The 15,110-nt window shown below is 61.0% G+C and carries 18 protein-coding genes and 1 tRNA gene; 6 read left to right on the plus strand and 13 right to left on the minus strand.

Annotated features, from left to right (window positions below; all coding sequences use genetic code 11):
• The first annotated feature begins 200 nt into the window (after positions 1-200).
• A complete protein-coding gene (locus C1H69_RS02565; protein ID WP_102651844.1) occupies positions 201-1,409 on the plus strand; it encodes a molybdopterin molybdotransferase MoeA in 1,209 nt (402 codons plus the stop codon).
• Between the two features lie 65 nt (positions 1,410-1,474).
• On the opposite strand, the gene C1H69_RS02570 is transcribed toward C1H69_RS02565, so the two are convergent.
• The 7 genes from C1H69_RS02570 to C1H69_RS02600 form a co-directional block, all read right to left on the minus strand.
• Positions 1,475-2,041, minus strand: a complete 567-nt coding sequence (locus C1H69_RS02570) for an acyl carrier protein phosphodiesterase (RefSeq protein WP_102651845.1) — start codon at positions 2,039-2,041, stop codon at positions 1,475-1,477.
• A 49-nt stretch (positions 2,042-2,090) separates the two neighbouring features.
• Positions 2,091-2,444: a TusE/DsrC/DsvC family sulfur relay protein gene (locus tag C1H69_RS02575; RefSeq protein ID WP_102651846.1), complete on the minus strand. Its 354-nt coding sequence runs from the start codon at positions 2,442-2,444 to the stop codon at positions 2,091-2,093.
• Positions 2,444-2,734, minus strand: coding sequence for a sulfurtransferase complex subunit TusB (gene tusB, locus C1H69_RS02580; RefSeq protein ID WP_102651847.1), 291 nt, complete (start codon positions 2,732-2,734; stop codon positions 2,444-2,446). Before tusB ends, C1H69_RS02575 begins: the two co-directional genes overlap by 1 nt.
• A gap of 32 nt (positions 2,735-2,766) precedes the next feature.
• Positions 2,767-3,147 (minus strand): sulfurtransferase complex subunit TusC, encoded by a 381-nt coding sequence (gene tusC / locus C1H69_RS02585; protein WP_102651848.1) that lies wholly within the window; start codon positions 3,145-3,147, stop codon positions 2,767-2,769.
• A 10-nt stretch (positions 3,148-3,157) separates the two neighbouring features.
• Positions 3,158-3,550, minus strand: a complete 393-nt coding sequence (gene tusD / locus C1H69_RS02590) for a sulfurtransferase complex subunit TusD (protein WP_102651849.1) — start codon at positions 3,548-3,550, stop codon at positions 3,158-3,160.
• A gap of 76 nt (positions 3,551-3,626) precedes the next feature.
• The gene (locus tag C1H69_RS02595; RefSeq protein WP_102651850.1) at positions 3,627-4,295 is read right to left on the minus strand and encodes a Bax inhibitor-1/YccA family protein; all 669 of its coding nucleotides are present in this window, start codon (positions 4,293-4,295) and stop codon (positions 3,627-3,629) included.
• Positions 4,296-4,403: 108 nt separating this feature from the next.
• The gene (locus C1H69_RS02600) at positions 4,404-4,853 is read right to left on the minus strand and encodes an NUDIX hydrolase (RefSeq protein ID WP_102651851.1); all 450 of its coding nucleotides are present in this window, start codon (positions 4,851-4,853) and stop codon (positions 4,404-4,406) included.
• Between the two features lie 76 nt (positions 4,854-4,929).
• Between C1H69_RS02600 and C1H69_RS02605 the strand changes: the two genes are divergently transcribed.
• Positions 4,930-5,019 (plus strand) — tRNA-Ser (locus C1H69_RS02605).
• Positions 5,020-5,234: 215 nt separating this feature from the next.
• Here C1H69_RS02605 and C1H69_RS24690 read toward each other — a convergent pair.
• Positions 5,235-5,321: a small membrane protein YohP gene (locus C1H69_RS24690; protein WP_479688536.1), complete on the minus strand. Its 87-nt coding sequence runs from the start codon at positions 5,319-5,321 to the stop codon at positions 5,235-5,237.
• Between the two features lie 283 nt (positions 5,322-5,604).
• On the opposite strand from C1H69_RS24690, the gene C1H69_RS02610 reads away from it, so the two are divergent.
• Positions 5,605-6,147 (plus strand): YaeQ family protein, encoded by a 543-nt coding sequence (locus C1H69_RS02610; RefSeq protein ID WP_102651852.1) that lies wholly within the window; start codon positions 5,605-5,607, stop codon positions 6,145-6,147.
• A gap of 46 nt (positions 6,148-6,193) precedes the next feature.
• On the opposite strand, the gene C1H69_RS02615 is transcribed toward C1H69_RS02610, so the two are convergent.
• Complete coding sequence (locus C1H69_RS02615; RefSeq protein ID WP_102651853.1) at positions 6,194-7,900, minus strand: potassium/proton antiporter; 1,707 nt, start codon at positions 7,898-7,900, stop codon at positions 6,194-6,196.
• A gap of 146 nt (positions 7,901-8,046) precedes the next feature.
• On the opposite strand from C1H69_RS02615, the gene C1H69_RS02620 reads away from it, so the two are divergent.
• A complete protein-coding gene (locus C1H69_RS02620; RefSeq protein ID WP_165789404.1) occupies positions 8,047-9,327 on the plus strand; it encodes an ABC transporter substrate-binding protein in 1,281 nt (426 codons plus the stop codon).
• On the opposite strand, the gene C1H69_RS02625 is transcribed toward C1H69_RS02620, so the two are convergent.
• The 3 genes from C1H69_RS02625 to C1H69_RS02635 form a co-directional block, all read right to left on the minus strand.
• The gene (locus tag C1H69_RS02625) at positions 9,317-10,117 is read right to left on the minus strand and encodes an alpha/beta fold hydrolase (RefSeq protein WP_102651855.1); all 801 of its coding nucleotides are present in this window, start codon (positions 10,115-10,117) and stop codon (positions 9,317-9,319) included. The two genes, C1H69_RS02620 and C1H69_RS02625, sit on opposite strands and share 11 nt — an antisense overlap.
• 24 nt (positions 10,118-10,141) lie before the next feature.
• Complete coding sequence (locus C1H69_RS02630; protein ID WP_102651856.1) at positions 10,142-10,813, minus strand: 7-cyano-7-deazaguanine/7-aminomethyl-7-deazaguanine transporter; 672 nt, start codon at positions 10,811-10,813, stop codon at positions 10,142-10,144.
• A gap of 159 nt (positions 10,814-10,972) precedes the next feature.
• Entirely contained in the window at positions 10,973-12,883 is a 1,911-nt protein-coding gene (locus tag C1H69_RS02635) for a propionyl-CoA synthetase (RefSeq protein ID WP_102651857.1), read from the minus strand.
• Between the two features lie 362 nt (positions 12,884-13,245).
• Between C1H69_RS02635 and C1H69_RS02640 the strand changes: the two genes are divergently transcribed.
• Positions 13,246-13,566 carry an ArsR/SmtB family transcription factor gene (locus C1H69_RS02640; RefSeq protein WP_102651858.1) on the plus strand — a complete coding sequence of 107 codons (321 nt, stop codon included), beginning with the start codon at positions 13,246-13,248 and terminating at the stop codon, positions 13,564-13,566.
• A gap of 26 nt (positions 13,567-13,592) precedes the next feature.
• Here C1H69_RS02640 and sohB read toward each other — a convergent pair whose 3' ends face one another.
• A complete protein-coding gene (gene sohB, locus C1H69_RS02645; protein ID WP_102651859.1) occupies positions 13,593-14,636 on the minus strand; it encodes a protease SohB in 1,044 nt (347 codons plus the stop codon).
• A 152-nt stretch (positions 14,637-14,788) separates the two neighbouring features.
• Between sohB and C1H69_RS02650 the strand changes: the two genes are divergently transcribed.
• Entirely contained in the window at positions 14,789-15,100 is a 312-nt protein-coding gene (locus C1H69_RS02650; RefSeq protein ID WP_102651860.1) for an SCP2 sterol-binding domain-containing protein, read from the plus strand.
• The last annotated feature ends 10 nt before the right edge of the window (positions 15,101-15,110 follow it).

Here is a 15,110-nt window from a genome sequence, read left to right on the forward strand (position 1 = left end):
GCACGAGCCCTGTAACTTTCTACAAGTTCAGGCCAACCTGGCCATACCCGAGAGAGGCCAACATGCGTGAGATGGCCCACAGCCGGCACGAGCCCTGTAACTTTCTACAAGTTCAGGCCAACCTGGCCATACCCGAAAGAGGCCAGCATGCGTGAGATGGCCCACAGCCGGCACGAGCCCTCTGCCCAAAAGAGGCCAGTATGACTGATCTGCAGTCCATCGAGAGGGCGCTGGTCGCCCTACTGAAAGGCGTGGCCCCAGTGGCGTCGGAAACCATGAGCTGTCACCAGGCAGCGGGACGTGTGCTGGCCGAGCCGGTGACGGCGCGGATGGACGTGCCGCCCTTCGACAGTAGCGCCATGGATGGCTATGCCCTGCATCATGGTGACGCCGGCAAGCGGTTGCCGATAGCCCAGCGCATTACCGCGGGGTCGCCGGCTCGACCGCTGAAGCGGGAGCATTGCGCCCGCATTTTCACCGGCGGCGAACTGCCGCCAGGTGCCGACTGCGTGGTCATGCAGGAGCAAGTCGAGGTCGCAGGCGATACGGCGCTCATCCCGAAAGGCATTCCCATCGGCAACAACGTTCGTTGCCGTGGCCGTGACGTGTGGGTCGGTTCGCCGTTACTCGATGCTGGAACACGCCTGGAGGCCGCAGCGCTAGGCCACCTTGCCAGCCAGGGCATCACCGAGGTGGCAGTGCGTCGCCGCCCCAGGGTCGCCCTGCTCTCGACCGGCGATGAACTCGTCGAACCAGGTCAGCCGTTGGCACCGGGCCGGATCTACAACTCCAATCGCCCCATGCTCACGCGCCTGCTGGAACGATTTGGTGCCGATGTCACCCTGGCTCTTTCGGTACCCGATGATTTTCAGGGCACCTGCGCCACCCTGGCCCTTGCCGCGCAGGAAGTCGACGTCGTGATCTCCACGGGGGGTGTCAGCGTAGGGGAGGAAGATCATGTCAGGACAGCGCTGGAAACCCTGGGGCAACTCGACCTGTGGCGCCTGGCCATACGGCCAGGCAAACCCCTGGCCTTGGGTCGCCTGCCAGGCGCAAACGGTAGTGATGTGCGCTTTGTCGGCCTTCCTGGCAATCCAGTCTCGGGCTTCGTCGGCGCCTGGCTCTTCCTGCGCCCACTGATGGGGGCCTTTCTGGGCTGCCCCGCCTTGGCCAATCTGCCGACGCTTGCCGCCCGGACGGACTTTGCCACCAGAACAGGGCCTCGGCGCCACTACATGCGGGTCACGCTCGAGTTCGGCCCAACGGGGGTCGTGGCCCATGCCTTTCACGATCAGAACTCCGGGGTGCTCTCTTCCTGTATCGAAGCCGATGCACTGGCCGTCATCCCTCCCGAGACACGAATCGAGCCGGGCGATCCCATCGAGTGTCTATGGCTCAGGGTCGACTAAGCGTTGTCTGAAAAGGCGCCGATTTTTAACACCGTATGACAGAGCACAGGCAGTTCGTACAACGCCTAATCCTGGACTTCCAGTGCCTCGATAACCGCCGGCCAGAGTCGCTGGAAGTCCTCGGAGAGGCTTTCGTAGTCGGATTCAAGCCAGGGCACGAGCTCCGCCAGGCGGTTGGGGCCCGATAGCCGGCGGCCAATGCCACGCACGGCCTGGCAGGTGAAACCGAAATCGACGTAGCGATGCAGCCAGTCCTGTTCCACCAGTACCGGCATCATCGCACCCAGGCGAGCCGGCGCAGGGCGCCGCACCAGCAACTGGTAGCTACGCAACACCAGGGCGGACTCGGCCATGTCCAGCGCGAGTTCACGGGCAACGAAATGATCCCACATCAGATCCAGGGCGATACCCGAATAGCGTCGAAGCTCACGCGGCGCCCGGCTGCGAGCCCCTCGCACCACCTGGTGGGCATCGACGAAGGCATCCACGCGGCGATGGTGCCGAATGCCATTCGCCACGCCTCCGGGCCAGGCGGACAGGTCGCTTCCCTTGACCCCATCGGCGATCAGGTTGCCGTAGAGGAAGTCGTCGCTGCCACCGCGCGCCAGCCAGGCATGGGCAAGAAAATTCACGTCGATTCTGCCCCGGAGGTCAGGGCTCTCATCGAAACCGGTGCCGTCATCACAGGCAATTGGCGGGCTTCGGCAACCCCGCTAGCCGAGCTCCTGCCTTGGCAGGACTGTCGGGGAACAGCTTCATCAGGTGCAACGAACCGCCCTTCTCGGGTCCAAGGGCCTGGCTCACGGCTTTCACCAGAGGGCGCATGGCCGGTGATGTCTCGAAGCGTGCATAGAAGTTCCGCAGCACCTCGATGATCTCCCAGTGCTCGTATGTCAGTTCGCAGCCTTCCTCGGCTGCCATGGCGCGAGCCACAGCCGGAGTCCAGTCATCCAGTTCGACAAGATAGCCTTCCGGGTCCAGGGGCACTTGGCGCCCTTCCACTTCCAGGTAACGGGCAATCTCGGTCGATGCCATCAGAACCAGCTCACCGTCTTGTCGGCTTCCTCGGTCAATACCACGAAGCCATCCACATCCACCACTTGCACGCTGGCATCACAGCGTCCCTCGAGCCCGCGGGACGCCAGGTCCTCACGCAAGGCGAACAACCTGCCGCCCAGAGACTCGAAGTGACGTGCCTGCGAGGTAAGCGCCCCCTGAACCCCATCCTCGATCAGCAACAGCCTGTCCTCAGGCCCCATTCCGGCCAGGGCTTCCCGGTAGACAAGGCTGGAACCGGGAGAACGATTAAGAATATGCAGGATCATGGAAGACCTCGCCGTTGTCGTCTCGGGGAGACTCAGAAAGTCAGTACCAGCCGGTGCCCGGCAATCAGCTCGGCCGTTGCGGCCTGATCGACCGGCCTGGCCGTCAGCTGCAGTTCGTCACTGGAAAAGCCCAGTCTTGCGAGTGCGACAGCATCCAGGAACAGCGATTCGATATCATACATTGCCAGCATGTCCAGCGTGGCCGAGGTGCCTTTCTGACCAAGCGGCCCTGGCCCCTGCCCCTTGACCAGGGCCAGCACCCCTTCGCTCTGGAACAGCAGGCTGACAGCCTGACCGAAGGCAGCCGCCACGAGGGCCGCATCGAGCCCTTCACGCAGCCAACTGCTGCCATGAGGTGAATGACGCAGGATGACCAGCACGTCGCCAGCAGGGGGTACGGTTGGGTATTGCATCACCACCCTCTCAAGGGGAAAAGGTCACCAGGCGATCACAGCCCAGCCCCGCATCGATCAGCTGCCCAAGGCCCGTCAGCTCGAAAGGCGACTGCACGCTGTAACCCGATTTGCCATGGCGAGCGGCCTCACGTTCATCAAGCAATCCGCGGCGGAGCGCCGCGGCGATACAGACCTGAAGCCGGGTGCCATATTCGGTGTTCAGAGCGCACCAGGCGTCCATCAAGTGTGGCTCGTCCTGGGGAGGGGCCGCCAGTCGTGCCGCGTTGTAGACACCATCATGATAGAAGAAAACGCATTCCAGGTTATGCCCCCGAGCCAGCAATGCCGCGGCAAAACGAAGTGCGGAGTGGGAAGCCTGGCTACTGTACGGGGCGCCCTGAACGAGCAATGCGTAACGCATGGGCCTTTGGTCCCTTCGTTGACTAAAACGCACAGGCCCCGCCATGGCGGGGCCTGTGCGCACCTACCAAGCGGATTCAGTCGTTGCTCATGATACCGAGCAGCGCAAGCAGGCTGACGAACAGGTTGTAGATGGAGACGTAGAGCGTGATGGTCGCCAGGATGTAGTTGGTTTCCCCGGCGCGATGCACGATCTCGCTGGTTTGATAGAGGATGGCGGCAGATGCAAACAGCACGAAGCCGGCCGAGACCATCAGCATCAGAGTGGGAATCTGGAAGACCAGGCCCGCCACCATGGCAAGGATCAGCACGATGGCTCCAGCCATCAGGAAGTTGGCCAGAAAGCTGAAGTCCTTCTTGGACACCAGCGCCACGGCGGAAAGACCAATGAAGGTCAGGCCGGTCATGGCAAGCGCGTTCATGATCAGCGCGGCGCCATTGGGCAATGCGAGGTAGGCACTAAGGATAGGGCCAAGCGTAAAGCCCATGAAACCGGTGAAGGCAAAGGTCGCCAGCAGGCCAGCCGCGGAGTTGGCGGTCTTGTGCACCAGGAACATCAAGCCGTAGGCGCCGATGAAGAAGACGAGGATGTTCATCCGCTCGACGCCCATGGCCATGGCGCCACCAGCAGTCACAGCGGAGAACAGCAGTGTCATGGCCAGCAGGCCGTAGGTATTGCGCAGCACCTTGTTGGTACTGGTTACCTGTGACGTGTGCTGTGCCACATGCGTATCGTGATAGGCCATTGATCCATAGCTCCCTGTGGTTGATCTTGGATGATCTCGGCAGTGGACCAAGAATGCCGTCGGTTGGTTCCCGACGCAACCCCTTCGTTCTGAAAGGGTCAACGGCCCTTACATCGCAGAGCCGCCTTCCTCGAGCAGCCGGGCCGCGATTTTTCGCGCATTGGCACAGATTGTCGGCTCATCTCTCACCCCTACCCCGTCCAGCCAGTGAATTTCGCTGGCATCATCGTCTGCCACACCCATGCCGCTGATCCAACGACAGACTACCACTACGATCACATAGTGATGCAGTAACCCGCCTGCCTCATCATAGAGAAGCTCATCGATTGCCGTCAGAACCCTCGTGGGTTCGGCCACCACGCCAGTTTCCTCGCGCAGTTCGCGAACGGCAGCCGCGTATAGCGACTCTCCGGATGCCACGCGGCCGCCAGGCATGGCCAGCCTATCCGCGTTTGGCGGGTTGCGCCGCCGTACCATCAGCACTTTGCCCTGATGCACCAATCCCGCCGATACCGCAGGACATGGCTGCACCGGAGGACTCTCATGGGCTATCGTCATGACGACCTCTCCGAAGACGATGCCTGGAACCCCTTGACCTCATGAGGATAACTGGTAATATTCGCCTCCGTGAGCCGGAGGGATGGCAGAGCGGTTGAATGCACCGGTCTTGAAAACCGGCGTAGGTGAGAGCCTACCCAGGGTTCGAATCCCTGTCCCTCCGCCACTTCATGTTCAGAATCAAACGCCTGTGGGCGCTTTTTTCATTTCTGCCTACCCCACCCACGTTCGCTCATTCCCAAGCTGGCTTCCCAAGACTCTTGATCCCAGGAAGGCCACGCTGGCTGGCATCAGGAACAACGCACAGCCGAGCGACATGCCGCCAACGGTAAGCAAAGGAGACGATGGCGGGAACCCTTGCCAGCTGGGTCAGCCATGGCTTCAGAATATCAGCATCAGAAGGCCAATCACTACGGCCAATCCGATCAGGAAGATAATACCAGCCGTACTCGCCAGAAATTTCAACATGTCATGACTCCGTGTCCGCTATCCGTGGTGATGAGGCCTGCCCCATAGGGAACATCGACCGTTATGCATCCCGCTTCATCTTCATTGCTTCCTTTCTTCCTCTTCCAGCGGTTCGAGTCTCACAATTGGACAGCCCGCATGAACAAAAGGTAGTGGTTCGGTTAGGTGGGAGCAAGAAAGCTTCGCCAGATAGCTGAGAGCCTGCATGACAAGAAGCCCGCCTTGCGCTCCTCGATATGGCATCATGCCGATTTCCACTACAGCACATCGGGTGACATGGCAGATGGCACTGAAGGCAACGATTCACAAGGCACAACTCCAGGTCGCCGACATGGACAGGCATTACTATGCCGAGCACACATTGACCGTGGCACGGCACCCATCGGAAACGGATGAGCGGATGATGGTACGGCTGCTGGCCTTTGCACGCCATGCCAGCGAAGCGCTAGCCTTCGGCAGAGGCCTGAGCACGGAGGACGAACCCGACATCTGGCTCAAGGATCTGACGGGTGCCGTCGATCACTGGATACAGTTGGGTCAACCCGACGAGAAGGACGTTCGGAAGGCCTGTGGCCGTGCACGTCACGTGACACTCTATACCTACAGCGGTGACGGTGCCTCCCTGTGGTGGGAAAAGAACGCGAGAAAATTCACCGCCATCGACAACCTGACAGTCGTGGATATCGATGCGCGATCCGTTCAGGAGCTCACTGCCTTGGCTGCAAAGAGCATGACCCTGAACTGCACCATACAGGATGGCATGCTATGGCTGGCCAGCCCGGAAAACTCGGTAGAGGTGGCATTCACGGTACGCAAGCAGGCGTGACTACCGCCGACTGGCCAGCCCTTGAACCGATATCCCTCCGTGCTCCTCAATAAAGGCGCAGGCCAACGCGGGTGATCGTGTTGCCCTTCATCTCGCTGACGACCCAGTGAATACCGTGCCAGTCCACATCATCACCCACGACGGGGTGTCCACCCACACGGAGAGAGACGAATTCCGCAAGCGTCATGTCATTCTCCCCCGGGCTCAACATCAGGCCGTATACGCTGGCGACATCCCGCATCAGGACATCGCCATCGAAGGTAAACGTGCCGAAGAAGGCACGCTCCTGCTTGAGCTTGGCATCGCCGCTGAACAGGCGGTTAAGTGCCGGCAAGTCATCGCTGCGCCCGATGACGCAGATCACGTCCCCCAGTTTCAGCCGGGTGCTGCCCTTGGGATGCAGCATGACGTGCTGGCGGAACAGAGCCGAAATGACGGCGCCGGAAGGAAAACGCAATAACCGAATCGGTACATCATCGAGTTCCTGGTTTTCGACCTTGTAGACGAACATCTCATAGTCGTTTTCCGGCAGGATTCCCAGTGGCCCACGATGGTTGGGAGTCACCCCCTTGGGGACCTCGACCTTCATCCAGCGCGCCATGAAAGGTAGCGTTCCGCCCTGGACCAGGAGGGACAGCAGCACCACCGCAAAGGCGACATTGAAGTAGAGGGCAGAATTCTCCACGCCGCCGACGACAGGAAAGATCGCCAGCACGATGGGAACCGCTCCCCGCAGCCCCACCCAGGAAATGAAGACTATCTCGCGCCAACGGAACTTGAAGAAGGGTGTGACGGTAACGAGCACTGCCAAGGGGCGAGCCACGAAGATCAGCGCCAGGGCAACGAGTGACGCCGGCAGGGCATAATCCAGCAGGCCTGAAGGGCTGACCAGCAATCCCAGTACGAGGAACAAGCCGATCTGGCTCAGCCAGGCCAGGCCATCGTGGACCGGTAATATGAAATTGAGGTGGCGCCCGGGCTGATTGCCGATCATCAAGCCGGTAAGATAGATCGCCAGGAAACCACTTCCCCCCAGGAAGCTGGTCAAGCCGAATACGAAGAACCCCAAGGCCAAGGCCAGCAGTGAATAGAGCCCTGGCGCCAGATCCAGCCATCGCAGTACCTTGCCACTCAGCCAACCGCCCCCCAACCCGATGACAAAGGCGAGGCCAAACTGCGTCACCAGGAACAGCAGGGTCGACGATACGTCCTGGAGATCCCCCACTAATATCTCGATCAGCAGCAGGGTCAGAAAGATGGCCATTGGATCGTTGGTGCCGGACTCGATCTCGAGGGTGGCGCCGACGCGCTCATTGAGGCGCATTCCCCGGCCGCTGAGCATGGAAAACACGGCGGCGGCATCGGTTGAGCCGACTATCGCCCCCACCAGCAGGCCCTGGACAAGGGTCAGTTCCATGATCCACATGGCGATGACACCGACCAGGGTACTGGTGACGAGTACGCCCAGCGTCGCCAGCGACAGCGCTGGCCTGAACCCCACCCGAAAGGTCTTCAGCCGTGTTCGAAGCCCGCCGTCGAGCAGGATCATGGCAAGCCCAAGATGCCCGATCAGGAACGCCAGGGAGTAATCGTCGAACTGGATGCCCAACACTCCTTCTTCGCCAGCCAACATGCCAAGCCCCAGGAAAATCAACAGCAAGGGCAGCCCCATCATGGTGGAGAGGCGGCTGGCCAGGATACTCAAGGCGATCAGAAAGCCGGCAAGCAGAAAAAGGGAGTTGACCGTATCCATGCAAGACCTCGCAACGGCAAGAAGAGCATTATGGCATGGCCAAGGCGGCGGAACAGTGACACCGTGGCTGGCCATTGGCAGACCGTGAAGGCTAAACTGGCGGCTTACCGATGGCTTACGATCGCCGCTGGAGACACTCCCTTCCCATGGCCAGGCCCATTCGATGGTTCACGGCCCGCGTCCTGCCCCTATGGGTCGCATCATTCGCGCTGGTTCCGGTCTTCTTGCTCGCGGAATCCCATTCGGAACCCGCCGAAGCCCTGGTGGCGCCGCCGCTGCCCCTGGAGACGGAGGTCATGGTGCCCCCTGCGCTGTCTGTAGCGGAACCACCTGGCGACGAGGCCATCGTCCCCGAGGCCAGTCCACTCGTTGAGGTGCCACCGGTGGTTTCCGGTCCGTCGTTTCTCGGGAAACTCCTCTCGGTCGACCCCTTCACCGGCCCACTCTCGGCTGTCGACATGGCGGAGGCGCTCTCTCCGGATGTGCCGTCGATTGCCGTCGAGCCCGCCGAACCTATCGCCCCGCCCCCCATGACGTCGCTGGATATCACGCTCGATTGGTACCTCAATCCACAGCACGCCACCCTGCTGATCGCACGGGAGAAGGGGATGTTCCAGCGTCGTGGGCTGGATGTCACACTCATCAGCCCGGCAGACCCCAACGTGCCCGCCAAACTGCTCGCAGCGGGCAGAACCGACCTGGCCGTCGGGCGTCAGCCCCAATTGCACCTGTTGGCGGAGAAGGGATTGCCCCTGGTCCGTGTCGCCACCCTGATCGGCACACCAATGGCGGGTCTGGTGCTGCGCGAGGCGCCCGGGAACGGAGGGGGCGAACTCCAGCTGGAAGGGATGCGAATAGGCCATACCGATATCGATGGGCGTGACATCCTCCTGGCCGGCTTGTTGCGGTCGGAAGGGGGGGGGCTCGATCTGGTGGAAACCGAGGACACCAATTATTCGGTGCTTGACGCCATGAGAGAGGGCAACATTGACGGCATCCTGGTCAATCAGCGCTATCTGTTGCCCCGCCAATTGGCCGACGAAGGGATTGGCACTTACATGCTGCGTGTCGAGGAGTACGGCATTCCCAGCTACGATGGGCTGATCCTCATGGCCAACCGGGACTATCTCAATGGCAAGCGTGATGCCTTCCGCTACCTGCTCGCCGCCCTCGAAGAGGCCACGCTATGGATACTCAATCATCCGGAACAGGCGTGGGAACTACTGATAGCCGCCGAGCCGGCCCTGGATGACCTGGCCATGCATGCTGCCTGGCTGGATATCCTGCCGCGCCTGGCCTTGCGGCCCGCTGCCGTGGACCAGGGTCGCTACCACCGTTTCGAGCGCTATCTGCTGGATGCCGGGATCATACAGACCGGCACCTCCATCGAACGGCTTGCCAAGGACCTTGGCGCCCTCATTCACTGAGCGACCGGCCACCCTCCTGGAGCGACAGGAAGTCGTTCACCGCCGCTTGAAAGGCCTCGGGCTGCTCGGCATGGAGCCAGTGCCCCGCTTCCTCGAGAGTCTGTACCCGGGCGTTGGATAGTACTTCACGCAAGGCTGGCAGCTTGTCATCGGTCACGTAGTGGGAGCGACCACCACGCAGCACCAGGGTCGGACCAGTGAAAGCCCCCTCGCCTGCCGGCGCCCGCATGATCTCGTCGTAGCCGGCTTCGATCTGATCCAGGCCGATGCGAAGCTCGAGACCGCCCGTCTCGCCACGCTGCAGGTTGGTCGCCAGAAACAGCCTCGTGGCGCGCTCCTCGACATGTTCAGCCAGCAGTGCGTCGGCTTCACGGCGGTTGGCGGGCTGACCCTCCTGGAGTCGCCGAAGTCCGGCAAACACGGCATCATGATCATGGCCATAGGCTTGTGGAGCAATATCGGCCACGATCAACGAGGCGACTCGCCGGGGGGCCAGGAGCGCCAGGGACACCACCACCTTGCCACCCATCGAGTGACCCAGCAGATGGGCACGTTCGATGGCCAACTGGTCCATCAGGGCCAGCAGATCCTCGGCCATCTCGGTGTAGCTCATCCCCTCGACATGAGGGGAGCGACCATGGTTTCTCAGATCCACCGCCACCACACGCCAGCGCTCCTGCCACTGCTTGACGTGAGAGCGCCAGTTATCCGCACTGCCCAGCAGGCCATGGACCACGATTAGCGGTACACCCTGCCCCCCGGTATCCACATGGTTGAGTGCGACAGTCATCGTGCCTCCAATGTCGGGTTCGAATCAGGAGCTCACCGGCTCCAGGTCATGCTGGCCAGTCAGGGTGACCAGGCGGCGGCTCAACCAGGCTAGCAGCACACCGTAAAGCGGGAGGAAGAACATCAGGCTGATCCCCAGCTTTATCACATAGTCGACCGTGGCTATTTCGATCCAGTTGGCCGCCATGAAGGGGTCAGGGCTCTGATAGAACGCCAGGGCGAAGAACGCTCCGGTGTCGGCCAGGTTGCCGAATACGGTAGAGATGGCGGGAGCCACCCACCAGCCCCGGAGGCCACGCAGCCTGTCGAAGACCTGAACGTCCAGCAATTGGCCCAGCCCATAGGCCAGGAAGCTGGCCATTGCGATACGCGCCACGAATAGATTCCATTCCGACAGCGCGTCTATTCCCGCAAAGTTGCCACGGGGAAAGACAACCGAGACGACATAGGAAATCAGCAGTGCGGGCAGCATGACCCGCATGATGATGGCACGCGCCGCTTCCTTGCCGAACAATCGCACCGTCAGGTCGGTGGCCAGGAAAATGAAGGGAAAGCTGAAAGCGCCCCATGTGGTGTGGAAGCCGAACAGCGTGAACGGTAACTGCACCAGATAGTTACTGGCTGCAATCACCAGAATGTGGAAAGCCACCAGCAACAGGAGGCAGCGCCGGTACTGCTCCGGGGACAAGACAAACATCGATCAGTCCTTTTTTTGCAAGCAGAGAGAGGGGTGAGGGAACCCTCGTCGTCGAAAGGCGCGGATTATACGTGTGACGGGGGCTGCTGGCCAATGCCAAGCCGCCATATGCAACGACGCCGCCCGAGGGGCGGCGTCGTTACCAGCGTCAGGAAGGTATCACACCTGGCGGGCCTCATGGGCCGCACCCACCGAGCGGTCCTTCATGGCATCGTGCACGTCCTGCAGGCTTGCCGGATCGTCGATGGTCGACGGCACACCGTATTCCTTGCCGTCCGCAATGTTGCGGAGCAGTTTACGCAGAATCTTGCCGGAGCGGGTCTTGGGCAGGCGATTGACCACCAGCACCTGCTTGAAGCAGGCGATCGGCCCGATCTTTTCTCGAACCAGTGCGATCAGCGCGTCTTCCAGGGCCACTTCATCGCCATCGAAACCATCCTTGGGAATGACCAACCCCACCGGGATCTGACCCTTCAGGGCATCATGAATACCAATCACCGCGCATTCGGCCACGGCGGCATGGGCGCCCACGACCTCTTCCATTTCACCGGTGGAGAGGCGATGTCCGGCGATATTGATCACGTCGTCGGTGCGTCCCATGATGAAAAGGTAGCCATCCTCATCGAAGTAGCCGCCGTCACCCGTCAGGTAATAACCGGGATACGCCGCCATATAGGCGCTGTGAAAACGCTTCGGATCCCCCCAGACACCCACCAGGCAGCCCGGCGGCATGGGCTGCTTGATCACGACGCTGCCCTGCTCCATGGGTTGGGCCTGCTCACCCTCACGGTTCAGGACCTGTACGTCGAAACCGGGGACCGGGACCGTCGCACTGCCGGCCTTGGTCGGCATGGGGTCCAGCCCGTGCAGGTTGGCCGCAATCGGCCAGCCCGTCTCGGTCTGCCACCAGTGATCGAGAACCGGCACGTCCAGAAGGTCATCGAGCCAATGGAAGGTAGGCGGATCCAGGCGCTCCCCGGCAAGGAAGAGCGCCTTCATGCAGGAGATATCGTACTGCTCGAGCAACTTGCCGTCGGGGTCTTCCTTCTTGATCGCGCGAAAGGCGGTCGGCGCGGTAAAGAAGCTCTTGACCCGGTATTCACTGATCAGGCGCCAGAATGCACCGGCGTCTGGCGTCTTCACCGGCTTGCCCTCGTAGACCACTGTCGTGCAACCACGCAATAGCGGAGCGTAGACAATGTAGGAGTGCCCCACCACCCAACCCACATCCGATGCGGAGAAGAAGACATCACCGGGGGCCACGTCGTAGATCGCTTCCATGGAGTAATGCAGTGCTACCGCATAGCCTCCGGTATCACGCACCACCCCTTTCGGCTTGCCGGTAGTGCCGGATGTATAGAGTACATAAAGAGGATCGGTACCCTTCACCGGCACGCAGGCGGCCGGCTCGGCCTTGGCCACCAGGTCTGTCCAGTCGTGGTCGCGTTCGCTCAATTCGGCAACGTGCTGCTCACGCTGCAGGATGACGCAAGCGTCGGGCTCGTGCTGGCTCTGAGCAATCGCCGCATCGAGGATTGGCTTGTAGGGAATGACGCGATCCACCTCGATACCGCAGGAAGCCGCCACGATTGCCTTGGGCTGGGCATCATCGATACGCACCGCCAGCTCGTGGGGAGCGAAGCCACCGAAGACGACCGAATGAACCGCCCCCAATCGCGCGCAGGCGTACATAGCCATCAGCGCCTCGGGCACCATGGGCATGTAGATGACCACGCGATCCCCCTTCTCCACGCCCAGAGCCTTCAACCCCCCGGCGAAAAGTGCCACCTGGTCGCGCATCTCGCGATAGGTCAGGGTTCGCTTGCTGTTGGCGGCAGGCGAGTCCCAGAAGATGGCGGGTTGCTCGCCCCGCCCCTGTTCCACGTGATGATCCAGCGCGGCATGGCAGATATTCAGCTCACCGTCGGAGAACCAGCGGGCATGATGTTGTTCATCATATTCAAGAATGGTGGTTGGCGGCGTGTACCAGGGGATACGACGAGCCTGGTCGGCCCAGAACGAATCGGGATGGTCGATAGAACGTTGAAATTCGGTTTTGTAAGTTGTCATTGAGATCCTGCCCAGCATCGAGGTTACAAGCGATTGTTGACACTTTAGAGAAATTCTTGGGAATTTCCTTCAGACCATCGGCTAATCACCGTGCCGGACGTGACATGAGGACCTCTATTGTCGACAACGGGCGTCAGCAGCAGCACTCAGATTGCGTAACGTTGATTCGACGTTTGGCAGTCCATGAGCCACTATCAATGCTAACTAAATGAGCAATGCCATGACCACGCTGGGCACTGCCGTTAACATCGCCCCCCGCGACACGTTGGCAGCAACAAACTGTCGTGGGCCAAGGTAGCCTGCTCGAAGTCGCCAGTGCCGCTCGCAGCACGCGGCCGGGCAGCCAATACGGGGAGATCACCATGAGCACCTCGCAAAGCGCCGCATCCCTCCTGTTGCAGGCAGGCGATGCATCTATCGACCAGGCCACTGCACTGCTCAAGGCACTGGCCAACGACAATCGACTGCGTATCCTTTGCCTTCTCGACGGTACCGAGCTCTCCGTTACCGAACTCAACCAACGTTTGTCACTGAGCCAATCCGCCCTTTCGCAGCACTTGGCGATATTGCGGCGCGAAGGGCTGGTGTCGACACGGCGGGCCTCCCAGACCATTTACTACTCCTTGCAGGGTGAACAGGCTCGCCAGATGGTGGAGGCACTCGTTCGGCTGCAGGAAGTCTGAGCTCGCCGTTCGCCACCGGTGGCACTTCAGCGTTTCTGCCAGCGGCCTGCATCGAGCCGCTCCAGCAAGCGCTCGACACCACCTGCGACGCCTTGCGAAACGGCCATGCCAAGGCGTTCACCCAGCGGATGTCGCGGCTCCAGGCGCACGCTGACGACTCGCGCCTCTTCCATGCGCGATACCAGGTAAGCTTCACTCGTCCCCAGGGCATCGATCAGGCCATTCGCCAGGGCATCCCGGCCGTACCAGATCTCGCCGGTGGCCACGGTCTCGATATCCAGGTCCGGGCGGCGCTCTGCCACGTGGTTCTTGAACAGCAGATGGGTGTTTTCCAGGTCCGCCATGAATTTCTCGCGTCCCTCTTCGGTGTTCTCGCCAAATACGGTCAGGGTTCGCTTGTACTCGCCTGCGGTCAACAGCTCCACGTCGATGTCGTGACGCTTGAGCAGCTTATGGACATTGGGTAGCTGAGCCACGACGCCGATAGAGCCAAGCACGGCAAAGGGAGCGGCACGAAGCCGATTGGCCGCGCAAGCCATCAGATACCCGCCACTGGCTGCCACCTTGTCGACACACACCGTTGTGGTCAGGCCGGCTTCACGCAGCCTATCCATTTGCGCGGCCGCCAGACCATAGGAATGGACCAGGCCGCCGGCAGACTCCAGGCGTACCACCACCTCGTCCCCCTCCGATGCAGCCGAGAGGATCGCGGAAATCTCCTCTGCCAGCCGCCTCGTCCCGCTGGCCTTGATGTCACCATGGAAATCCAGCACCCACACGGTCTGTCGAATGGCAGCGGGCTCCGCCTTCTTGCCTCGGCGCCCCCGGTACTTGTCATCACGACGGAATGCCTTGGCGATACGCTTGCGGGCTCCTGGTTCACTCGCCGCGAGGGCAAGCCGTCGCCGGCGATATTCATAGCGATCGTTGAGCTCTTCGATACGCAGCCGTAGTCGGTCGCCACCTTCGCGTTTCGCACGGGTGAAGATGGCGACCATGAACCCGACCAGCAATATCAGTACGACCAGTTGAGCCGTGAAACGTCCGATATCCATCAACCACTCATTCACGTGACTTACCCCGTTTCCCTGTTGACCGACTCATCCTGACCCCGCTTGGCGTCAAGCACAATGGCCTTGATTAAAACACCTGTTTAAAATATTCTCGATGATAACAGGGCCTTGCCCTCCCCCCGTGACCCCATCACAAAGGAAAGCCTCGCATGTCCAACAACGCGTTCGACAAACTCCAGGATCGCTTCGACCCCCAGGCTGCCGAGGGTATGGATGACGTCTTTCAGTTTCACTTCAGCGACAACGGTAGTCACTACCTGGTGGTCAAGGATGGCAGCCTGGCCATCGAGGAAGGCGAGCACGACGACCCTTCGGTCAGCCTGAGCCTGAGCACCGATACCCTCAAGGGTGTCATGAACGGCGAGATCAACGGCATGACAGCCTTCATGACCGGCAAGCTCAAGGCAACCGGCAACGTCATGCTGGCAACCAAGCTCACGAGCCTGTTTCCGGCTCGTTGAGCCTGCGAAA

The sequence above is a fragment of the Billgrantia endophytica genome (assembly GCF_002879615.1).
Classification (GTDB): domain Bacteria; phylum Pseudomonadota; class Gammaproteobacteria; order Pseudomonadales; family Halomonadaceae; genus Halomonas; species Halomonas endophytica.